General features: G+C 62.8%; 18 protein-coding genes. All 18 read right to left on the reverse strand.

What is annotated here, in order from left to right:
• Positions 1-113: 113 nt before the first annotated feature.
• A complete protein-coding gene (gene tilS / locus CL52_RS12690) occupies positions 114-1,427 on the reverse strand; it encodes a tRNA lysidine(34) synthetase TilS (RefSeq protein ID WP_043221034.1) in 1,314 nt (437 codons plus the stop codon).
• A 110-nt stretch (positions 1,428-1,537) separates the two neighbouring features.
• Positions 1,538-2,485 (reverse strand): acetyl-CoA carboxylase carboxyltransferase subunit alpha, encoded by a 948-nt coding sequence (locus tag CL52_RS12695; RefSeq protein ID WP_043221035.1) that lies wholly within the window; start codon positions 2,483-2,485, stop codon positions 1,538-1,540.
• Positions 2,486-2,670: 185 nt separating this feature from the next.
• On the reverse strand, positions 2,671-6,201 hold the full coding sequence (dnaE, locus tag CL52_RS12700) for a DNA polymerase III subunit alpha (RefSeq protein WP_043221036.1): 3,531 nt from the start codon (positions 6,199-6,201) through the stop codon (positions 2,671-2,673).
• 93 nt (positions 6,202-6,294) lie between these two features.
• Complete coding sequence (locus CL52_RS12705) at positions 6,295-7,722, reverse strand: alanine/glycine:cation symporter family protein (RefSeq protein ID WP_043221037.1); 1,428 nt, start codon at positions 7,720-7,722, stop codon at positions 6,295-6,297.
• 87 nt (positions 7,723-7,809) lie between these two features.
• On the reverse strand, positions 7,810-8,448 hold the full coding sequence (gene rnhB, locus CL52_RS12710; protein ID WP_041104490.1) for a ribonuclease HII: 639 nt from the start codon (positions 8,446-8,448) through the stop codon (positions 7,810-7,812).
• Positions 8,448-9,581, reverse strand: a complete 1,134-nt coding sequence (gene lpxB / locus CL52_RS12715; protein WP_043221039.1) for a lipid-A-disaccharide synthase — start codon at positions 9,579-9,581, stop codon at positions 8,448-8,450. Before lpxB ends, rnhB begins: the two co-directional genes overlap by 1 nt.
• Position 9,582: 1 nt before the next feature.
• Positions 9,583-10,359, reverse strand: a complete 777-nt coding sequence (lpxA, locus tag CL52_RS12720; RefSeq protein ID WP_043221040.1) for an acyl-ACP--UDP-N-acetylglucosamine O-acyltransferase — start codon at positions 10,357-10,359, stop codon at positions 9,583-9,585.
• Complete coding sequence (fabZ, locus tag CL52_RS12725; protein ID WP_043221042.1) at positions 10,356-10,796, reverse strand: 3-hydroxyacyl-ACP dehydratase FabZ; 441 nt, start codon at positions 10,794-10,796, stop codon at positions 10,356-10,358. Before fabZ ends, lpxA begins: the two co-directional genes overlap by 4 nt.
• A 93-nt stretch (positions 10,797-10,889) precedes the next feature.
• The gene (gene lpxD, locus CL52_RS12730) at positions 10,890-11,948 is read right to left on the reverse strand and encodes a UDP-3-O-(3-hydroxymyristoyl)glucosamine N-acyltransferase (protein ID WP_043221045.1); all 1,059 of its coding nucleotides are present in this window, start codon (positions 11,946-11,948) and stop codon (positions 10,890-10,892) included.
• A 1-nt stretch (position 11,949) separates the two neighbouring features.
• Complete coding sequence (locus CL52_RS12735) at positions 11,950-12,453, reverse strand: OmpH/Skp family outer membrane protein (protein WP_043221048.1); 504 nt, start codon at positions 12,451-12,453, stop codon at positions 11,950-11,952.
• Between the two features lie 50 nt (positions 12,454-12,503).
• A complete protein-coding gene (gene bamA / locus CL52_RS12740; RefSeq protein WP_043221051.1) occupies positions 12,504-14,855 on the reverse strand; it encodes an outer membrane protein assembly factor BamA in 2,352 nt (783 codons plus the stop codon).
• A 69-nt stretch (positions 14,856-14,924) separates the two neighbouring features.
• Positions 14,925-16,277 carry an RIP metalloprotease RseP gene (gene rseP, locus CL52_RS12745; protein WP_043221053.1) on the reverse strand — a complete coding sequence of 451 codons (1,353 nt, stop codon included), beginning with the start codon at positions 16,275-16,277 and terminating at the stop codon, positions 14,925-14,927.
• A gap of 13 nt (positions 16,278-16,290) precedes the next feature.
• Positions 16,291-17,478, reverse strand: coding sequence for a 1-deoxy-D-xylulose-5-phosphate reductoisomerase (ispC, locus tag CL52_RS12750; RefSeq protein ID WP_200889398.1), 1,188 nt, complete (start codon positions 17,476-17,478; stop codon positions 16,291-16,293).
• Complete coding sequence (locus CL52_RS12755) at positions 17,475-18,290, reverse strand: phosphatidate cytidylyltransferase (RefSeq protein WP_041104476.1); 816 nt, start codon at positions 18,288-18,290, stop codon at positions 17,475-17,477. The genes ispC and CL52_RS12755 overlap by 4 nt, the downstream gene beginning before the upstream one ends.
• The gene (gene uppS / locus CL52_RS12760) at positions 18,284-19,045 is read right to left on the reverse strand and encodes a polyprenyl diphosphate synthase (RefSeq protein ID WP_043221059.1); all 762 of its coding nucleotides are present in this window, start codon (positions 19,043-19,045) and stop codon (positions 18,284-18,286) included. Before uppS ends, CL52_RS12755 begins: the two co-directional genes overlap by 7 nt.
• 122 nt (positions 19,046-19,167) lie before the next feature.
• Entirely contained in the window at positions 19,168-19,725 is a 558-nt protein-coding gene (frr, locus tag CL52_RS12765) for a ribosome recycling factor (protein ID WP_041104474.1), read from the reverse strand.
• A complete protein-coding gene (gene pyrH / locus CL52_RS12770; RefSeq protein WP_041104473.1) occupies positions 19,722-20,465 on the reverse strand; it encodes a UMP kinase in 744 nt (247 codons plus the stop codon). The genes frr and pyrH overlap by 4 nt, the downstream gene beginning before the upstream one ends.
• A gap of 198 nt (positions 20,466-20,663) precedes the next feature.
• Entirely contained in the window at positions 20,664-21,533 is an 870-nt protein-coding gene (gene tsf / locus CL52_RS12775; protein WP_041104472.1) for a translation elongation factor Ts, read from the reverse strand.
• Positions 21,534-21,600: the final 67 nt, after the last annotated feature.

Genomic DNA, 21,600 nt, shown 5'->3' on the forward strand with positions numbered 1-21,600 from the left:
CGAAGATGCCATTGGCCGCAAGGCGGCAATAGCGTAACCACCACGGCTTTCGAGGAAGGCCGCAGAAGCTGTATTAAGACGGGAGCGTAGTCTACCCGAAACCCCCAATCAGCTCAAACCGCCGTCACCGCTGGGGGCTGCCAACGCACCTCCCATCCCGGCGGGCAGAGCCCGGGCAGATTGGCAACGGCGAGCAGCTCGCCATCGCGATAAACGAGCGGCAGCCGCTGGCGGACAAACCAGGGAACATCCGCCTCGTTGAGCAGGCGCTTCAGGTCGCGCCTACCCCGCGAGCCCACGTGCATAAGCTCTCCGCCCTGGCGATAACGCAGGGTGAGCGCCCCGAGCTCAACGCCGGACGGCGCCTTGCCGCCGATGGTTAGGGTCAGCTGACCATTGTTCGGCAATGGTGTTTCCGACGCTCGAATCGCCAAGGCTTCGGCTGGCCAAGGCGCCAACCATTGGCCAGAAAGCCACCAGACGCGGCCATTGGCCCGGCGCAGCTCACCGCCCGTCAGACGCCAGATGGGGCAGGCATCCTCGCTCGCATCGAGCAAGTTTCGCCAACCCGCCCAGTGCTCGCTGTCGGGTAGCAGCGTCCAGGCTCGCAGCCAATGGCGCAGCGCGTTGCGCTGGCGCGCCGGACTGAGACGGCCCAATGCCGCGAGGTCGAGACTAGGCAAGGGCAGCCACCCAGGCACCCCCTGCCCGGCCGCATTGCGTAGATCGTCCTCAGCCAGCTCACCGAGCAAGGCATCGGCCTCCGCAAAATGGGCCGCGGCACGTCCGATCACGCGCTTGGCCTGCGGCCAGCGCCGCTCGAGAACCGGGAACACCTCATGGCGCAGATAGTTGCGCGCAAAATCCACCTGACGGTTGCTCGGGTCTTCCACCCAGGTCAAGCCGAACTGCCGCGCATAACCTTCCAGCGTTTCGCGGGACACGCTCAGCCAGGGCCTGACCAACCAGCCACGCCCGAGTCGACGCGCCGGCGCCATCGCCCCCAGGCCGCGCACCCCGGAACCACGCAACAATCGAAACAGTAAGGTTTCCGCCTGGTCGTCGCGATGATGGGCGCAGAGCAGCACATCTTCCGGCTCGAGCAACGCTTCAAAGGCGGCGTAGCGGGCCTGCCGTGCCGCGCGCTCGAGACTGGCTCCCGACTCGACCTCGACCTGCCTGACCTCGAGCGGCACCGCCAGCTCGCCACAACGGGAACGGCAATGCCTGACCCAGTCACCCGCGGCAGCCTGTAAACCATGATCGACATGCACCGCGACCAGGGGCGGCAGCTTCTGCGTCTGGCGCAGACGGCTCAGCAGGTGCAACAGCACGCTGGAATCCAGCCCGCCGGAAAAGGCGACGAACCAGCGCGGCGCGTCACGCCACGGCGCCAGTGCGCTCAGCAATTCCCGCTCAAGCGACATGTCCCGCCTCCCGACAAGACCGAGCCGCCCCGCCAAGCGCTATCCGCCGAAAACGAAACAGGGTGCCGGAAGGCACCCTGTCATACCGCAGCTGGATCACCTGAGCCGGCTCAGACGCCGTAGCTCATCAGCCGCTCGTAGCGACGCGCGAGCAGCTTGTCGGTATCCAGCGACTTGAGCATGTCCAGCTGACGAGTCAGTTCCTCGCGCACGGACTCGGCCATCGCCGCCGGATTGCGGTGCGCGCCGCCCAGCGGCTCGTTGATCACCTTGTCGACGATGCCCAGGTCCTTCAGGCGCTCGGCGGTGACGCCCATGGCCTCGGCGGCTTCCGGCGCCTTCTCGGCGGTGCGCCAGAGGATCGAGGCGCAGCCTTCCGGAGAAATCACTGCATAGGTCGAATACTGCAGCATATTCAGCTGATCGCAGACACCGATGGCCAGCGCACCGCCCGATCCGCCCTCACCGATCACCGTGGCGATGATCGGCGTCTTCAGGCGCGCCATCACGCGCAGGTTCCAGGCGATGGCTTCGCTCTGGTTGCGTTCCTCGGCATCGATGCCGGGGTAGGCACCAGGCGTATCGATGAAGGTGAGGATCGGCATCTTGAAGCGCTCGGCCATTTCCATCAGGCGGCAGGCCTTGCGATAGCCCTCCGGGCGCGGCATGCCGAAGTTGCGGCGGACCTTCTCGCGCACCTCGCGGCCCTTCTGGTGGCCGATGACCATGACCGGCTGGCCATTCAGGCGTGCGGTCCCACCGACGATCGCTGCGTCGTCGGAGAAATGACGATCGCCATGCAGCTCTTCAAATTCGGTGAACAGGTGGCTGATGTAGTCCAGCGTGTAGGGGCGCTGCGGGTGGCGGGCCAGGCGGGCGATCTGCCAGCTGCTGAGGTTGCCGAAGATGCTTGCAGTGAGCGACTCGCTCTTTTCCTGCAAGCGGGCAATCTCGTCGCCGATATTCAGGTCATTGTCATTGCCTACCAGGCGCAGCTCTTCGATCTTGGCTTGCAGGTCGGCAATCGGCTGTTCGAAATCCAGAAAATTCGGGTTCATAGGCATCCGTCATGCGTCGACGGCCAGGCGGCCGGGAGGCTGTTCCGTTTTTTGCGCCATACCTTACGGGACGGGCGCATTCAGGTCGAACGAAATCGTTCAGCACCAACAACCCGGTCGGCGACCGGGCCGATCGAGCGCCGCCGGGGCGACGCCTCTTGCGTCCGGGCGCAAGTACCGCCCGGTCATCGGTATTGGAGAAAGACGTTGTCGCGCCCGAACTGGTCACGCAATGCCTGAATCAAGTTATCGGCCGGGTCGATTCGCCAGCTTTCGCCGAACTGCAGCACCGCACGCGCGTCGCTGCCGGTGTATTCGACGGTGATCGGGCAGGCACCGCGATGGCGACCGAACACATCGGCCAGCCAGCGCATGCGGTCGCCCTTGAGCGCATCGGCCGCGACCCGCACGCGCAGGCTTTCGGCCAGGCCGGTGCGCGCCTCCTCGAGACTCATCACCCGCTTGGCGCGCAGACGCAGCCCGCCGGAGAAATCGTCGTTGCTGACCTCGCCCTCCACCACCACCAGCGCATCGGTCTGCAGCAGCGCCTGGGCGCTGGCGAAGGCATCGGCGAACAACGACGCTTCGATACGACCGGAGCGGTCGTCCAGGGTAATGAACCCCATCTTGTCGCCCTTCTTGTTCTTCATCACACGCAGATTGACGATCAGGCCGGCGACGGTCTGGGTATCTCGCGCCGGACGCAGGTCGATGATGCGCTGACGGGCGAAGCGGCGGACCTCGCCTTCGTACTCGTCGATCGGGTGACCGGTCAGGTAGAGGCCGAGGGTGTCCTTTTCGCCCTTGAGACGTTCTTTGAGCGAGAGTTCGCGCGCTTTGCGGTGATTGATGTAGACATCGGCCTCCGGCTCGGCGAACAGCCCCCCGAACAGGTCCATGTGGCCGCTCTCTTCACTGCGCGCGGTCTGCTCGGCGGCCTGCACGGCCTCTTCCATGGAAGCCAGCAGCACGGCGCGGTTGAGGTCGACGCTGGCCTGGTAGGCCTTGAGTTCGTCCTGGTAGTAGGGGCCCAGGCGATCCAGTGCACCCGAGCGGATCAGCGCTTCCAGGGTGCGCTTGTTGATGCGCTTGAGATCGACGCGGTTGCAGAAGTCGAACAGGTCCTTGAACGCCCCGCCCGCTTCGCGGCATTCAACGATGGCCTCGACCGGCGCCTCGCCGACGCCCTTGATCGCGCCCAGGCCGTAGACGATGCGCCCGTCGTCGTTGACGGTGAACTTGAATTCGGAGACGTTCACATCCGGCGGGTCGATGCGCAGCTTCATGCTGCGGCACTCTTCGACCAGGATCACCACCTTGTCGGTGTTGTGCATATCCGCCGACAGTACCGCCGCCATGAACGGCGCCGGGTAGTGCGCCTTGAGCCAGGCAGTCTGGTAGGAGACCAGGCCGTAGGCTGCCGAGTGCGACTTGTTGAAGCCGTAGCCGGCGAACTTTTCCACCAGGTCGAAGATGTTGCCCGCCAGGTTGCCGTCGATGCCGTTGTTGGCGCAGCCCTCAATGAAACCACCGCGCTGCTTGGCCATTTCCTCGGGCTTCTTCTTGCCCATCGCGCGGCGCAGCATGTCGGCGCCGCCCAGCGTATAGCCGGCCATCACCTGGGCAATCTGCATCACCTGTTCCTGGTAGAGGATGATGCCGTAGGTGGGCTTGAGCACCGGCTCGAGCCCGGCGTACTGGTAGTCCGGGTGCGGATAGGAGATCGGCTCGCGGCCGTGCTTGCGGTTGATGAAGTCGTCCACCATGCCCGACTGCAGCGGGCCGGGGCGGAACAGCGCCACCAGTGCGATCATGTCTTCCAGGCAGTCGGGCTTGAGCTTCTTGATCAGCTCCTTCATGCCGCGCGATTCGAGCTGGAAGACCGCCGTGGTCTCGGCCTTCTGCAGCATGTCGTAGGTTTTCTTGTCATCCAGCGGGATGAAGTCGATGTTGACCAGGTCCTTCTCGTCGACGCCCTTGCGCCGCTGCTCGCGGTGGATGGTCTCCATCGCCCACTTGATGATCGTCAGGGTGCGCAGGCCGAGGAAGTCGAACTTCACCAGGCCGGCCTGCTCGACGTCGTCCTTGTCGAACTGGGTAACCAGGCCGCCGCCCTCCTCGTCGCAGGCGATCGGCGCGAAGTCGGTCAGCTTGGTCGGCGCGATCACCACACCACCGGCGTGCTTGCCGGTGCCGCGGGTGATGCCCTCGAGCTTGAGCGACATTTCCCAGATTTCCGCGGCCTCTTCGTCGGTCTTGAGGAAGTCGCGCAGCGGCTCCTCCATCTCGTAGGCTTTTTCCAGGGTCATGCCGACTTCGAAGGGGATCATCTTCGACAGGCGGTCAGCGAGTCCGTAGGACTTGCCCTGCACCCGCGCCACGTCGCGCACCACGGCCTTGGCCGCCATCGAGCCGAAGGTGATGATCTGGCTCACGGCATTGCGCCCGTACTTTTCGGCCACGTAGTCGATCACGCGGTCGCGGCCATCCATGCAGAAGTCGACGTCGAAGTCGGGCATGGAGATCCGTTCGGGGTTGAGGAAACGTTCGAACAGCAGGTCGTAGGCCAGCGGATCGAGGTCGGTAATCTTCAGCACGTATGCGACCAGCGAGCCGGCACCCGAACCACGCCCGGGGCCTACCGGCACGTCGTTGTTCTTGGCCCACTGGATGAAGTCGGCAACGATGAGGAAGTAGCCGGGAAAGCCCATCTGGATGATGGTGCCGAGCTCGAACTCCAGGCGGTCGACATAGAGCTGCCTCTTCGCCTCGTAATCCGGGGTGTCCGCCGGCAACAGTACCTTCAGACGCTCTTCCAAGCCTTCGTACGAGGCATGCCGCAGGTAGTCGTCGATACCCATGCCATTGGGCGTGGGGAAATCCGGCAGGAAGTACTTGCCCAGCTGCACCTCGATGTTGCAGCGCTTGGCGATCTCCACGGAATTCTCCAGCGCCTCCGGCAGATCGCTGAACAGTTCGGCCATCTCCTCGGGCGTCTTGAGGTATTGCTGGTCCGAATAGTTGCGCGGACGCCGTGGGTCATCGAGCGTACGGCCTTCGCCGATGCATACACGCGTTTCGTGGGCTTCGAAGTCTTCCTGCTTGAGAAAGCGCACGTCGTTGGTCGCCACCAGCGGCGCACCGCAGCGCCCGGCCAGAGCCACCGCGGCGTGCAGGTATTCCTCGTCGTTGACCCGATGAGTGCGCTGTACTTCCAGATAGAAGCGCCCCGGGAAAACGGCGCTCCATTCCTGCCAGAGCGCCTCGGCACCGCTCTCGTCGCCCTCGAGCAGGGCCAGGCCGATCTCGCCCTCTTTCGCGCCGGAAAGTGCGATCAGGCCCTCGGCTGCTGCCTTCACCCAATCGCGCTCGATGATCACCAGCTCGTTGCGCTGGCCTTCGGTCCAGCCCCGCGAGACCAGCTCGGTGAGATTGCGATAGCCCTTGGCATCCATCGCCAGCAGCGTCAGACGGCTCAGTGGGCCGTCCTCGTCGCGGCTGGCCAGCCAGATGTCGGCGCCGCAGATGGGCTTGATGCCACCGCCCAGCGCCGTCTTGTAGAACTTCACCAACGAGCACATGTTGCTCATGTCGGTAACGGCAACCGCCGGCATACCGGCTCCCGCAACGGCCTTGACCAACGGCTTTACCCTGACCAGCCCATCCACCAGCGAGTACTCGGTATGCAGACGGAGGTGAACGAAGGAAACGGACATGGACAAACCTGCGCGGGCAAAACGACAAGCGCGCGATTGTACCGAAAAGCGGCCGAGGCAGGTCCGCCGTTCGCCCTGCCTGCGGCACGATACTCAGGGCTTGATGCCGCCGTTGCCGTCGTCCCAGATGCCGGGCTCGAGCTTCGCGCGGATTTCCGGATAGTCGCGCGCGTCGAACTGCGGAACCTTGCCGGCACTCAGCTGCTGCCGGTAGTCGCGCGAGAGTTTCACCGCAGTCTTCGACAGCAGGACGATGGCGATCAGGTTGGTGATCGCCATCAGCCCCATGGAGACGTCGGCCAGGCTCCAGACGAAGGGTAGCGAGGCCAGCGCGCCAAACATCACCATCGCCAGCACCAATAGACGAAACACCAGCAGGCCGGCCGAATGGTTACGCTCGAGAAAGACCAGGCAGTTCTCTGCGTAGAAGTAGTTAGCGACGATGGAGGTGAACGCGAAGAACAGCACGATGATCGCCAGGAAATACTGCCCCCAGCCGCCGACATGGTCGACCAGCGCATTCTGCACCAGCTCGATCCCCTCGCCTTCCTGGGGGCCGGCCAGCAGGATGATCGCCGCCGACGCCGTACAGATCATCAGCGTATCGATGAACACGCCGGCCATTTGCACATAGCCCTGCGAAGCAGGATGCGGCGGATAGGGCACAGCCGCCGCAGCGGCGTTCGGCGCCGAGCCCATGCCCGCCTCGTTGGAAAACAGGCCGCGCTTGAAGCCGTTCAACAGCGCAGCGCCGAGCCCACCGGCGGCGGCTTCCTCGAAACCAAACGCGCTCTTGAAGATGAGTGCGAAGACGCCAGGCAGCTCGGTGATATTGATCAGGATGAGCGCCAGCGCAACGAGCATGTAGGCCGCAGCCATGAAGGGCACCGCCAGCTGCGAGAAGCGCGCGATGGAGCGCAGGCCGCCAAAGATGATCGGCGCGGTCAGCAGCACGATGCCGATGCCACAAAGCCAGGCAGGCACGCCAAAGGCGCCTTGCATCGCCCCGGTAATGGTGTTGGCCTGAACCGAGTTGAAGACGAAGCCGAAGGCAAGGATGAGAAACACCGAGAACAGAGAACCCATCCAGCGGGCGCCCAGCCCCTTCTCCATGTAATAGGCAGGCCCGCCGCGGTACTGCCCGCGGTCGTCACGAATCTTGAACAGCTGCGCGAGCGTCGCTTCGACGAAACCGGTCGCCATACCGACCAAGGCGATTACCCACATCCAGAACACCGCGCCCGGGCCACCGAGCGTGATGGCGACCGCCACCCCGGCGACGTTGCCGGTGCCCACCCGCGCGGCGAGTGACGTACAGAGCGCCTGGAACGGCGAGATACCTGAGTCATCGCTCTTGCCGCTGCCCTTGAGGATGCCGAACGCATGGCCGAAGTGGCGGAACTGGATGAAGCCCAGGCGGAACGTGAACAACAGGCCGCAACCGACCAGCATCCAGATGAGGATCTTGCCCCATATGAGCCCGTTGAGCAGATCGACGATTTGGGTGGCAAACTCTGGCATCAGCGCTCTCCATCGGCAGTGACGTACCGCCGCGCGCGACGCGGCGGCTCCGTCAGCTATGGACAGCTCAGCTGAATCAGGGTGCCGCTAGACCAACGCTGCGGGCGCCAGCGCCGTTACGCTGAGCTCGGCGCGCTCGATCAGTGTACGCACCGGCGCGAAGGAGCGCCGATGGATGGGGGTGGGGCCGAGTCGCTGCAATGCCTCGAGGTGCAGCGGTGTCGGATAGCCCTTGTGACCGGCCAGGCCGTAGCCGGGATAAACCAGATCGAGCGCCTGCATCTCGCGATCACGACTGACCTTGGCTAGGATCGACGCCGCGGCAATCGCCGGGACCTGTGCATCACCCTGTACCACCGGTGCGCTCGGTACCGCCAGTTGCGGGCAGCGGTTGCCGTCGATCAGCGCCAGCCGCGGCACCACGCTGAGCCCTTCCACGGCGCGCTGCATCGCCAACATGGTGGCATGCAGAATGTTCAGCTGGTCGATCTCCTCGACTTCAGCGCGCGCCACGCACCAGGCTAGCGCCTTTTCGCAGATCTCGTCGAACAGCGCTTCGCGGCGGGCTTCACTGAGTTTTTTCGAGTCGTTGAGCCCCTCGATCGGGCGAGCCGGATCTAGGATCACCGCCGCGGTCACAACCGGACCACAGAGCGGCCCTCGGCCGACCTCGTCGACGCCGGCGACCAGTTCTTCGACCAAACCGAAATCCAGTCCGAACTGCATCAGGGCCTCTCAACCAACGTCAATATTGCTTCGGCGGCCTTCACCGAGGCGTCTTGGCGCAGCGCCCGGTGAATGGCATCGAACCCCTTCACCTGAGGTTCGCCATCGTCCAGCAGTGGCAGCAATGCCGCGGCCAACGCGTCGGGTGTGGCGGCATCCTGCAACAACTCCGGCACCAGCAAGCGCTGAGCGAGCAGATTCGGCAGCGCCACGTAAGGGCTCTTCACCAAACGCCGCAGGATGCGATAGGTCATCGGAGCCACCCGGTAGCCCACCACCATCGGCCGTTTGAACAACAGCGCTTCGAGCGTTGCCGTGCCCGACGCAATCAGCACCGCGTCACAGGCGGCCAGCGCCTCGTGCGAGCGGCCATCGACGAGCCGCAACGGCAGGGCCCGCCCGGCAAGCATCTGCTCGATCTGCGCGCGCCGCTCCGGGCTGGCGCATGGCAGTACGAAGCTCACATCCGGTCGTTTTGCGTGGATCCGCTGAGCCGCCTCGAGAAACAGCTCACCCAGACGGGCCACCTCCCCGCCGCGGCTTCCAGGCAGCAGCGCCACGACAGCACCTTGCTCGGGCAAACCCAGCTCGGCACGCGCTAGGGCCCGGTCGGCCTGGAACGGAATGGCATCGGCCAGTGGGTGGCCAACGAAACGCACCGGCACGCCCTGCTCTTCATAGAAGCGCGCCTCGAATGGAAACAGCGTCAGCATCAGATCGCAGGCTTCGCGGATCTTCAGCACGCGCTTCTGCCGCCACGCCCAGACGGACGGGCTGACATAGTGCACGGTGCGAATGCCGGCGCGCCGCAGGCGAAGCTCGAGGCCCAGGTTGAAATCCGGCGCATCGATGCCAATGAACACGTCCGGCCTGGCCGCGATCAGCTCGGCAGTCAGCCGGCGGCGGCGTGCCAGCAGCTCCGGCAGACGGCCAAGCACTTCCACCAGGCCCATCACTGCAAGACGCTCGAGCGGGAAGCTCGACTGCAGCCCCTCGGCCTCCATGCGCTTGCCGCCGACACCGATGAACTCGACATCGGGACAGCGCTTGCGCAATGCCTGCATAAGCCCGGCGCCGAGGATATCGCCCGATGCCTCCCCGGCTACCAAAGCAACTCGAAGCGGCCTGTTCATCTCAGCGTGTAATGCCGCGCGTCGAGGCCTTGATGGAGTCGCGGAATACCGCAACCTCGGGGAACTGCTCAGCCGCTTCGGCAAGCTCACCAAGCGCAGCCTCCACCGTCAGGCCTTTGCGATAGACGACCTTGTAGGCCTGCCGCAGGGCATGGATCGCCGCGTCGCTGAAGCCCCGCCGGCGCATGCCCTCGAAATTCATGCTGCGCGCCTCGGCCGGATTGCCGAAAACGGTAACGAAAGCGGGTACGTCCTTGCCGATCGCCGTCCCCATACCGGAAAAACTGTGCGCACCGATCCTGCAGAACTGATGGACCAGGGTGTAGCCGGAGAGAATGGCCCAGTCACCCACATGCACATGCCCGGCCAGCGCGGTGTTGTTTACCAGGATGCAGTGGTCACCAATGACGCTGTCATGACCGATATGAGCGTAGGCCATGATCAGGTTGTGATTGCCGATCGTGGTCTCGTGACGGTCCTGAATGGTCCCGCGATGGATCGTTACCCCTTCGCGCACGACGTTGTGATCGCCGATCACCAGCCGGGTTGGCTCCCCCTTGTACTTCAGGTCAGGAGTGTCCTCGCCAACCGAGGAAAACTGAAAAATACGATTGTGTCGGCCGATACGGGTCGGCCCCTTGATGACCACGTGCGACGCGATCACCGTTCCCTCGCCTATCTCGACATTCGGCCCGATGATCGACCAAGGACCGACCTGCACGTCATCTGCAAGACGGGCCGATGGATCGACGATGGCACGAGGGTCGATCAAACTCATAGTTTGCGTTCCGCACAGATGATTTCGGCCGAGCAGACCGCTTTACCGTCGACACTGGCTTCGCACTCGAACTTCCAGATGCCGCGCTTAACGCTGAGGTATTTGGCTTCCAGGATCAGCTGATCGCCCGGCAGGACTGGCTGGCGGAAGCGCAGCTTGTCCGAACCGACAAAATAGTAGAGCGTGCCGTCGGAGGGCTTCACATCCATCATCTTGAAGCCGAGGATACCCGCTGCCTGCGCCATCGCCTCGATGATCAGTACACCGGGCATGATCGGATGCTGGGGGAAATGCCCAGTGAAGAACGGCTCGTTGATGGTCACGTTCTTGTATGCGCGAATGCGCTTGGCCTCCGTGTCCAGCTCGACCACCCGGTCCACCAGCAGGAAGGGGTAGCGGTGCGGCAGGTATTCGCGAATGTCGTTGATATCCATCATGTCAGCAAGGAGCCTGTAGAAATATGAAGGGGCAACCAATGCCCCGCCTCGTCGACGCGCGCGCAGCGCCAGTCAGCGACTCAGCAGAAAGGGTCAGGCATCAGAAGACGAATCGCCGCCCGAGGTCACGGCCGCGAGCTGTTTTTCCAGCTGTTGCAGGCGTCGCGCCATATCGTCGAGCTGCCTGATCCGTGCCGCGCTCTTTCTCCATTCAGCCGCCGGCTGCATCGCCGTGCCGGACGAATAGCTGCCTGGCTCGGAGATCGAGCGGGTCACCATGGTCATCCCGGTGACGAACACGTTGTCGCACACTTCGATGTGACCGACCATGCCAACGCCGCCTGCGATCATGCAGTTACGCCCGATCTTGGTACTGCCCGAGATGCCCACGCAACCAGCCATGGCGGTGTTGTCACCGATCTGTACGTTGTGCGCGATCATGATCTGGTTATCGAGCTTGACGCCATTGCCGATGAGCGTGTCTGCCAATGCTCCTCGGTCGATGGTGGTATTCGAGCCGATCTCGACGTCGTCGCCGATAAGGACTCCACCGATCTGCGCGATCTTTTGCCAACTGCCCTTTTCGTTGGCAAAGCCGAAGCCTTCGCCACCGATTACTGCACCGGATTGAATCACCACGCGCTTGCCGATGACGACGTCGTGATACAGCGTGACCCGTGGCGCGAGCCGTCCGCCTTCGCCGATCCGACTACGCGCACCGATAAAGCACTGCGCCCCGATTTCGACATCCGCCTCGATGCAGGCGCCGGCCTCGATGACCACGTAAGCGCCGATGCGCGCCGAGGGGTGAACCTGCGCGCTGGCGGCGATCACCGCGGAGGGGTGGACGCCCGGGACGCTGGCAGGACGGGTTTCGAACAGATGCGAAAGCTGTGCGTAGGCCAGGTAGGGGTTGCTGACGATAAGCGCAGCTCCCTGATACCGCTCGGCCTCTTCCGACGTGAGCAGCACGGCGGCCGCCCGCGTCTCGGCGAGGTACTTGCGGTACTGGCTGTTCGCGAGAAAGCTCAGCTGGCCTGGCCCGGCATCCTGAAGTGTCGCAAGGCCGGTGATGACTCGCTGGGCATCGCCGCGCACCGAGCCGCCCAGCAACTCGGCCAGTTGGCCGAGCGAGTATTCGTGGCAGGACATGTCAACGCAGCTGGTTCATACGTTCGATGACCTGACGCGTGATGTCGTACGTTGGCTTCACGTCGACCACGGCACCACGCTCCAGAACGATGTCGTAGTCACCCTTCTTGAGGACCTCCTCGACAGCCTTGTCCAGCTTCGGCTTGAGCTGCTTGAGCATGTCGCGGTCAGCAACGGCCTTGGCTTCGTTGAGCTCCTTGGACTGGAACTGGAAGTCACGCGCCTTCTGCTTGAATTCCAGTTCGAGGCGCTCGCGCTCGGCCTGTTGCATCTTGTCGCCATCCTTGACCAGGCGGTCCTGAATGCGCTTCGCCTCGCTTTCCAGGCTCTTCAGCTTGCTCAACTGAGGGCCGAACTTCTTCTCGGCGTCGACGGCGTAACGCTTCGCGGCATCGGACTCGAGCAGCGCCATCTGGTAGTTCAGAACCGCAATCTTCATCTCGGCGAACGCGGGCGTCGCCACCAGAGCGGCGAGAACGAGAAACATCTGGGTCAACTTACGCACGGTGAATACCACTCCTGCAAAGGTTACCGAAGCAAGATGCTCGGCTAGTGTTAGAACGTCTGCCCCAGGGAGAACTGGAACACCTGGGTATCGGCGTCATCCGGCTCCACGACGGGCATCGCCAGACTGAAGCTCAACGGGCCCATCGCGGTAATCCATGTCAGGCCCACACCTACCGAACTGGCCATGTCACCGATATCGATGTCGCTGCAATTGTTCGAACCCGACGGGCAGTTGGTATCGAACACATTACCCACATCCCAGAACAGGGAGGTCCGCAGCGAGCGCTGGTCCTTGACGAAAGGCATCGGGAACAACACCTCGAGACCGCCCTGCACCAGCACGTTGCCACCGAACGGCAGCGGATCCTGATCCGGATCCTTCACCGTTCCCGGGCGCGTACCGTCGCTTGGTGTACTGCGCGGCCCGAGGCTGCTGTCTTCGAAGCCGCGTACCGAGTTGAAGCCGCCAGCGTAGTAATGCTCGTAGAACGGCAGGCGCTCGGTCGAGCCATAGGCATCACCGTAGCCCAGTCGGGTATGCATGCGCAGCGTGTAATCCTTCGTCATCGGCACGAACAGCTGGCCGTTGTAGTCGAGCTTGTAGAACGAAAGGTCGCTACCGGGAATGGTGGTTTCGAAGACCAGACTCTGCGAATGACCGCGAGTAGCCAGTACGCCGCGGTTCAGCGTCGATTCGGACCAGCCGGCCGAGCCCTTGAAGTTGAGGAAGCTGTCGCCTTCCTTCTCCATGAAATCGAAGATTTCGTCGACCGTATAGAGACCGGTATCGATGCTGTCCTGCTGAACGGACAGGCCGAAGGAGAGGCGCGCCGTCTCGCTGATCGGATAACCGATGTTGACACCCCCACCCAAGCTATCCACCGAGTAGCTGGACACGTCGTAATCGAGCTCGTCGTAGTCGGTCGTCCGGTAGAACGCGTTGTAGCCGAGACTGACGCCATCCTCGGTCCAGTAGGGATCGACGAAGCCGAAGTTGTAGCGCGTCTGGTACTCGCTGCGATTCAACCCCAGGCTCACGCGGTTACCGGTGCCGAGGAAGTTGTTCTGGCTGATCGAGCCACCGAGAATCAGGCCGGCATTCTGCGCGAAACCGACGCTGGCCATGATCGAGCCCGAAGGCTGCTCCTCGACGCTGTAGTTCACGTCGATCTGGTCCTCGGTTCCCGGCACCTGCGGTGTCTCGACGTTCACTTCCTTAAAGAAGCCCAGCCGTTCCAGACGGGTCTTGGACTGGTCGATCAGGTAGGTCGACGCCCAGCCACCTTCCATCTGGCGCATCTCGCGACGCAGCACCTCGTCCTCGGTCTTGGTGTTGCCACGGAAGTTGATGCGGTTGACGTAGGCACGGTTGCCCGGGTCGACGACGAACGTGATGGAGACGGTGTTGTCCTCGTCGTGCGGCTCCGGTACGCCGTTGACGTTGGCGAACGTGTAGCCCTCGTTACCGAGCCGGCGCGTGATCAGCTCGGATGTCGTGGTCATCACCTTGCGCGAGAAAACCTGGCCTTGCTTGGCCAGCAGTAGAGCTTCGACCTCTTCACGCGGCACCTTGAGGTCGCCGCTGAGTTTCACGTCGCGAACGGTGTAACGCTCGCCTTCGGCGATGTTAACCGTGACATAGACATCCTTCTTATCCGGGGTAATCGACACCTGGGTCGAGGTGATGTCCATGTTGATGTAGCCACGGTCCAGATAATAGGACCGCAGCCGCTCGAGGTCGCCGGACAGCTTTTCGCGAGCGTACTTGTCGTCATTACGGAAGAACGACAGCCAATTGGTCGTCTTCAGTTCGAACAGATCGGTCAGCTCTTCATCGGAGAACACCGTATTGCCGACCACATTGATGTGCTTGATCGCGGCGACCGAGCCTTCATTGATCTTGATCTTCAGTGCTACGCGATTTCGAGGCTGGTTGACGACGTCGGTTTCGATGCTGGCCGAGTAACGCCCCTGCGCGACGTACTGGCGCTGCAGCTCGTTACGTACGCCCTCGAGCGTTGCGCGCTGGAAAATCTCGCCTTCGGCCAAGCCCGACTGCTGGAGACCCGCCAGCAGATCCTCGGTTTTGATCGCCTTGTTGCCCTCGATTTCGATGGCCGAAATGGACGGTCGCTCCACGACACTGATCACCAGCACGTTGCCTTCGCGGCCGAGCTGGATATCCTGGAAGAAACCGGTACGGAACAAGGCCCGCGTGGCCTCTACCAGGCGCTGGTCATCAGCCGGCTCGCCCACATTGAGCGGCAGAGCACCGAACACGCTGCCTGCAGAGACCCGCTGGAGGCCGTTGACCCGGATATCGGAAATGGTGAAGGACTCAGCGTGGACTTCGGCGATCATCAAAGCGGAGATCACCGCGGGAAGCAGCAGACGTTTCATGAAGTCCTTTCTTATTTCAGACCTGACGGATGAGCCGACGCCTAGCGCGGCAACAATACGGATTCTGCGTTACAGGCGGCCCAGGTCATTGACCAGCGCAAGCAGCATCACCCCGACGACCAGACTGATGCCGATCTGAACACCCCATCCCTGCACTCTTTCGGACAACGGTCGGCCGCGAAGCCATTCGATGGCGTAAAAAAGCAGGTGCCCGCCATCAAGCACCGGGATTGGCAGCAGATTGAGAACCCCCAGGCTTATGCTCAGATAGGCGAGAAAATTGAGGAAATCCCCGACACCGGACTGGGCAGAAGCGCCGGCCACTTTAGCAATCGTTATCGGGCCGCTCAAGTTTTTTACCGACAGCTCGCCGAAGAGCATTTTCTTCAGCGAATCAAGCGTCAGCAGCGTCATCGTGCCGGTTCGGCGCAGGCTCTCGACGACCGCCTCGAGCGGCCCATGGCTTACTTCGCGCAGCATGTTAGCCGGCCACTCACCGCCTTCGACGCCTGCGCCCAGATAGCCTCTGCGCGCCTGGCCTTCACCCCTTGCGGCCAAGGTGACCGACAGATCCTGCGTCCGACCATCGCGCTCGACCGACAGGGTCACGGTTTCGCCCGCCAGGGGACGAACGGCATCGATGACATCCTGCCAGTCATCCAGGGAGCGCCCTTCAACAGCCAGCAATCGGTCACCGAGCTTCAGACCAGCCGCCTGAGCCGGCCCCTCCGGATCGAGCTGCGCAATGATCGGCGCAATGCGAGGGCGCCAGGGCCGGATCCCGAGTGCAGCCAGCGGATCGGGCTCTTCTGCCCCCTTGAGCCATTCCCGCAGGGGAACCTCGACCTTGCGCTCGAGCGAGTCGCCGAGATCGCGAACCACCATCTCCAACGAGCCGGACTCGCCGAGGCGGCGCACCAGCTGCAGATTCACATCGCCCCAGCCCGAAACCGCCTTGCCATCGATAGCGATCAGCTCCTGATCCGGCCCAATGCCAGCCTGCACGGCCAGGCTACCGGGCGCTACGCTACCGACCACCGGACGCAACTGCTGACTGCCCAGCATCGCCAACAACCAGAAGAACAGCAGAGCCAGAAGGAAATTCGCGATAGGGCCAGCGGCTACGATGGCAAAGCGCTGGCGGACGGACTTGCGGTTGAACGCCTGCCCCAAGAGTTCGTCAGGCACCTCACCTTCGCGCTCGTCGAGCATCTTCACATAGCCACCGAGCGGAATGGCAGCCACGACGAACTCGGTACCATGCCGGTCATGCCAACGCAGGAGTGGCGAACCAAAACCGACCGAGAAGCGCAACACCTTTACACCGCAGCGCCTGGCGACCCAGAAATGACCGAACTCGTGAAACGTGACCAGCACCCCGAGTGCTATCAGGGTACCGGCAATCATGTAAAGCGCGCTCATAAGGTCCTCCGGGCTAACGCCCGTGGCGGCCCAGCCAGTCACCCGCAAGCCGGCGAGCCTGCTGATCCGCCATCAACACATCGTCGAGACAGCCGGCCGCACCGACCGCCTCCTGCTCCAACACATCGGCGATGATACTCGCGATCTCGGTAAAACGGATGCGCCGCCCCAGAAACGCCTCAACGGCGACCTCATTCGCGGCATTGAGCATGGCCGGCGCGGTACCGCCGGCCTCGGCTGCCTCTCGAGCCAGACGCAGGCAGGGAAAGCGCGCATCGTCCGGTGCCTGGAATTCGAGCTGACCGATGCGCAGCAGATCGAGTGCCGACACGCCCGAATCGATGCGCTCGGGCCAGGCAAGGGCATGCGCGATGGGGGTGCGCATGTCAGGGTTGCCAAGCTGCGCCAACACCGATCCATCGACATAGTCGACCATCGAGTGGATGACGCTCTGTGGGTGAACAACGACCTCGACCTGACTCGGACGCGCATTGAACAACCAGCATGCCTCGATCAACTCGAGCCCTTTATTCATCATGCTCGCCGAGTCGACGGAAATCTTGCGCCCCATCGACCAGTTCGGATGCGCACAGGCCTGCTCGGGCGTCACATCGACCAGCGCCTCGGCTGGCATTTTCCGGAATGGCCCGCCGGAGGCGGTCAGCAGAATGCGCCGGACCCCGACCGCAGCCATCCCTCGCGAGTAATCGGTCGGCAGGCACTGGAATATCGCGTTGTGCTCGCTATCGATCGGCAGCAGTACCGCTTCACTCTGCTGCAGAGCCTGCATGAACAGTGCGCCAGACATCACCAGCGCCTCCTTGTTTGCCAGCAGCACTCGCTTGCCTGACTGCACGGCGGATAGCGTCGGACGCAGACCGGCTGCACCGACGATGGCCGCCATGACTACATCGACCTCGGGATGAGCGGCGACTTCGCATAGCCCGCCGCAACCGACGAGCACGCGCGTTGCCAACCCGGCCGCATGAAGATCGGCCTGCAGCACTCGGGCCTGGGCCTCATCGGCCAGCACCGCGAAGCGGGGACGATGCCGCAGGCACAGCGCCTTGAGTTCAGCAACCCGGCTGAAGGCCGTAAGCGCGAAGACCGAGTAGCGCTCAGGATGACGGGCAATGACATCGAGCGTGCTTAGGCCAATGGAGCCGGTAGCACCCAAGACGGTGACCTTGAGGGTCGTCACAGCGCCCCCCACCCAGCCAACCACAACAGCACGGCAAACACCGGCACCGCGGCCGTCAGGCTGTCGATCCGGTCCATGACACCGCCGTGACCCGGAAGCAGCTGACTGCTGTCCTTGATGCCCGCATTGCGCTTGAACATGCTTTCGGTGAGATCGCCGATCACCGAGATCAACACCACCACCGCCGCCCCAAGCAACGCGAGTACGAGCTCACGCGGAGCCCAATCGCGGTACAACCCGACGCCAACGGTAACAAGCAGGCTCGCTACCAGGCCGCCGAACAGGCCCTCCCAGCTCTTGCCGGGACTGACCTCGGGAGCGAGCTTGCGCCGACCGAAGCGCCGCCCGGAAAAATACGCACCGATATCGGCAACCCACACCAGCACCATCACCGCCACGATCAACCAGTTCCCCATCGGCCACTGTTTGAGCAGCACCAAGGCCTGCCAGGCAGGCAGCAGCACCAGGAAACCAAAGGCGAGGCTGCCGCCTGCCCCTCCCCAGTAACGACGGCTTTGCGGATAACCCAGCACCAGGAAGGTCGCAAAAACCCACCAGGCAATTGCCGCAGCAAGCACCCAGGCGGCGAGAGCCGGATTGGCATAGAGCACCGCAAGCAGCAACGCCACGCCTGCCGCGTAGCCAACTCTCACCGACTGCGAAGAGAAACCCGCGAGCCGGGCCCATTCCCAGCCCCCCAAGGTAACTGCAACGCCGATAAAGATGGCGAACGCCAGCCCCTCGAGCAGAAAGAAACCGATCAGGGCGATCGGCAGAAGAATCGCCGCGGTGATGATTCGTTGTTTCAGCATTCGACCTTGGCCTCGCGCTCCACCTGCTCGCTGGTCTTGCCGAAACGACGCTGCCGGGAGGCGAAATCGGCAAGCGCCTTACGCATCGCCTGCCGCTTGAAGTCGGGCCAGAACAGATCGGAAAAATACAGCTCCGCATAGGCGAGCTGCCAGAGCAGAAAATTGCTGATGCGTTGTTCGCCACCGGTGCGAATGCACAGGTCGGGCGGGGGCAGCTCGCCCGTCGCCAGATAGCCTTCGAACAGTGCCGGTGTGATCTCGTCCGGATTCAACCTGCCCGCCTGCGCCTCGCGCGCCAGGCGTTGCGTGGCCTGCAGGATGTCCCATTGACCACCGTAGTTGGCAGCCACTTGCAGGATGAAGCGCCGATTATGCGCAGTGGTCTCTTCGGCGTCCCGCATCGCCGCCTGCAGCTCCGGATGGAAGCGGCTGCGATCGCCGATGATCCGCAGACGAATGCCGTTATCGTCCAGCTTGCGCGCTTCCCGGCGTAGCGCAGAAAGGAACAGCTCCATCAGCGCCCCCACCTCATCGGCGGGCCGCTGCCAGTTCTCACTGGAAAAGGCGAACAGCGTCAGCACTTCGACGCCCGACTCGGCACACACCTCGATGACGGCTCGCACCGCATCGACACCCGCCTTGTGGCCCGCCACACCAGGCAACAGCCGGCGTTTGGCCCAGCGATTGTTTCCGTCCATGATGATCGCGACGTGGCGGGGGACGGCCCCCCGCGCGATCTGTTTGCCGTTTTCCATGACCAACTCTACTTGCGCTATCAAACGCTGCGATGAATACAAGACGCTGCAAGCGCCAGCTCGAGCTCATCGACCGAAGCGCACCGCCAATGGCAATGCGCTTCGCAGAACAGACTGAAGAATCAGACTGCCATGAGGTCCGCTTCCTTCGCCTCTAGCGCCTTGTCGATGTCGGCAACGAACTTGTCGGTAAGTTTCTGAACATCGTCCTGGCCACGGCGTTCCTCGTCCTCGCTGATTTCCTTTTCCTTGACCAGGTCCTTGAGCTGGGCCAGTGCGTCGCGACGGATATTGCGCACCGCCACGCGAGCATTTTCCGCCTCGGCACGCGCCTGGCGCGTATAACCCTTGCGGGTTTCCTCGGTCAGGGCCGGCATCGGCACGCGAATGGTCGTGCCGGCAGTTGCCGGGTTGAGCCCCAGATCGGAAGTCATGATCGCCTTTTCCACCGCCTGGATCATGCTCTTGTCGAACACGGTCAGCGCAAGCGTGCGCGAGTCTTCGGCCACCACGTTGGCCACCTGGCGCAACGGGGTGTCAGCGCCGTAATAGGACACCATGACACCGTCGAGGATGCTGGGATGAGCACGCCCGGTACGAATCTTTGCGAAAGCGTGTTCCAGCGACTCGAGGGACTTCTTCATGCGCTCCTGCGCGTCTTGCTTGATCTCGTTGATCATTCGTTCGATTCCTCGATGAGAGTTCCTTCGGCGCCCCCCAGCACGATATTGAGCAGGGCACCGGGCTTGTTCATGTTGAAGACACGCAGCGGCATATTGTGGTCACGACAGAGGCAGATGGCCGTCAGATCCATAACCCCAAGCTTGCGGTCCAGCACCTCGTCGTAGCTGAGCTCGGTGAACTTCTCGGCATTCGGATCCTTGAAAGGATCGGCCGTGTATACGCCGTCGACCTTCGTCGCCTTGAGCACCACGTCGGCCTGAATCTCGATCGCCCGCAGGCAGGCCGCCGAGTCCGTGGTGAAGAACGGGTTGCCCGTGCCGGCGGAGAAGATCACAACCTCACCGCTCTTGAGATGGCGCATCGCCTTGCGTCGGTCATAGTGATCGGTCACCCCAACCATCGAGATGGCCGACATAACCAGCGCCGGAATGTTCGAACGCTCCAGCGCGTCACGCATCGCCAGGCCGTTCATCACCGTGGCAAGCATGCCCATATGGTCGCCGGTTACACGATCCATCCCGGCGGCGGACAGCGCCGCCCCCCGGAACAGGTTGCCGCCACCGATCACCAGGCCCACTTCCACGCCAATGCCCACCAGCTGGCCAACCTCGAGCGCCATGCGATCCAGCACTTTGGGATCGATGCCGAAGTCCTCCGTGCCCATCAGCGCTTCGCCGCTCAGTTTGAGCAGGATTCGTTTGTAGCGAGGATTTCGAGCACTCATCTGCTGAGCCATTGGCGTGCGCCTCCCACGGCGTTCGAAAGAAAACGGTATTGATTGGGCATAGAAGAATAATCTGCGCTTGGACCAACGAACGAACGATAAGTGCCAGCGAGACTATATCGTGTAGAGCCAGTATTTTGCTGCCACCAGTTTGACAAAGAGGCCGCGCGCGTTAGCGGGCAGCCTCTTCGTACCGGACGGCCTGAAACGTTACTGCTTGCTTGCCGCTACCTGAGCAGCAACCTCTGCAGCGAAGTCGACCTCGGCCTTCTCGATGCCCTCACCCACTTCGTAGCGCACGAAGGAGACGATTTCCGCACCGGCCTTCTTGGCCAGGTCGCCGACCTTGATTTCCGGATCCTTGACGAAAGCCTGTTCGACGAGGCTCGCCTCGGCCAGGAACTTGTTGATACGGCCCTTGACCATGTTCTCGACGATATTCTCGGGCTTGCCGGCAATCTTCTCAGCATTGAGCTGCAGGAAGATTTCCTTTTCCTTGGCGATCAGCTCTTCGGAAACGTCAGCTGGCGTCAGCACCGCTGGGTTGCTGGCCGCAACGTGCATGGCGATGTCCTTGGCCAGCTCAGGGTTACCACCCTTGAGCACAACCAGAACGCCAATGCGGTGACCGTGCAGGTAGGCGCCAACGGTGTCGCCCTCGACGCGAGTCAGGCGACGGATGTTGACGTTCTCGCCACACTTGGCGACCAGCGCCAGGCGCGACTCTTCCTGCGACTCGATCAGCGGGGCAGCATCGGTCAGCCCTTGATCGAAAGCCTTGTCCAGGCTCTGCGCAACGAACGCCTTGAAGTCATCCTGCAGCGCCAGGAAGTCGGTTTGCGAGTTGACTTCGATGATCACGCCAGACTTGTTGTCCGCTGCAATCTTGACTGCGATGGAACCTTCGGCGGCAATATTACCGGCTTTCTTGGCGGCCTTGATGGCGCCAGCCGCACGCATGTCGTCGATTGCCTTTTCGATGTCGCCGCCCGCTGCCGTCAGCGCCTTCTTGCAATCCATCATGCCCAGGCCGGTACGCTCGCGCAGTTCCTTGACCAGGGCCGCAGTAATTTCTGCCATGTTCGAATCCTCTGATAGGTTTCTAACCAGTCGCCCTCTCGGACGATCAATTCGGAGTGACAAAGAA

This window comes from Stutzerimonas balearica DSM 6083, assembly GCF_000818015.1.
In the GTDB taxonomy this organism is placed as follows: Bacteria; Pseudomonadota; Gammaproteobacteria; order Pseudomonadales; family Pseudomonadaceae; genus Stutzerimonas; species Stutzerimonas balearica.

Coding starts and splice junctions, on each gene's coding strand:
- lpxD (WP_043221045.1), bottom strand. CDS start 11,948: ATGTCCTGCCACGAATACTCGCTCGGCCAACTGGCCGAGTTGCTGGGC.
- dnaE (WP_043221036.1), bottom strand. CDS start 6,201: ATGTCCGTTTCCTTCGTTCACCTCCGTCTGCATACCGAGTACTCGCTG.
- frr (WP_041104474.1), bottom strand. CDS start 19,725: ATGATCAACGAGATCAAGCAAGACGCGCAGGAGCGCATGAAGAAGTCC.
- tsf (WP_041104472.1), bottom strand. CDS start 21,533: ATGGCAGAAATTACTGCGGCCCTGGTCAAGGAACTGCGCGAGCGTACC.
- rseP (WP_043221053.1), bottom strand. CDS start 16,277: ATGAGCGCGCTTTACATGATTGCCGGTACCCTGATAGCACTCGGGGTG.
- tilS (WP_043221034.1), bottom strand. CDS start 1,427: ATGTCGCTTGAGCGGGAATTGCTGAGCGCACTGGCGCCGTGGCGTGAC.
- fabZ (WP_043221042.1), bottom strand. CDS start 10,796: ATGATGGATATCAACGACATTCGCGAATACCTGCCGCACCGCTACCCC.
- CL52_RS12755 (WP_041104476.1), bottom strand. CDS start 18,290: ATGCTGAAACAACGAATCATCACCGCGGCGATTCTTCTGCCGATCGCC.
- rnhB (WP_041104490.1), bottom strand. CDS start 8,448: ATGCAGTTCGGACTGGATTTCGGTTTGGTCGAAGAACTGGTCGCCGGC.
- bamA (WP_043221051.1), bottom strand. CDS start 14,855: ATGAAACGTCTGCTGCTTCCCGCGGTGATCTCCGCTTTGATGATCGCC.
- uppS (WP_043221059.1), bottom strand. CDS start 19,045: ATGGAAAACGGCAAACAGATCGCGCGGGGGGCCGTCCCCCGCCACGTC.
- CL52_RS12705 (WP_043221037.1), bottom strand. CDS start 7,722: ATGCCAGAGTTTGCCACCCAAATCGTCGATCTGCTCAACGGGCTCATA.
- lpxB (WP_043221039.1), bottom strand. CDS start 9,581: ATGAACAGGCCGCTTCGAGTTGCTTTGGTAGCCGGGGAGGCATCGGGC.
- pyrH (WP_041104473.1), bottom strand. CDS start 20,465: ATGGCTCAGCAGATGAGTGCTCGAAATCCTCGCTACAAACGAATCCTG.
- CL52_RS12695 (WP_043221035.1), bottom strand. CDS start 2,485: ATGAACCCGAATTTTCTGGATTTCGAACAGCCGATTGCCGACCTGCAA.
- lpxA (WP_043221040.1), bottom strand. CDS start 10,359: ATGAGTTTGATCGACCCTCGTGCCATCGTCGATCCATCGGCCCGTCTT.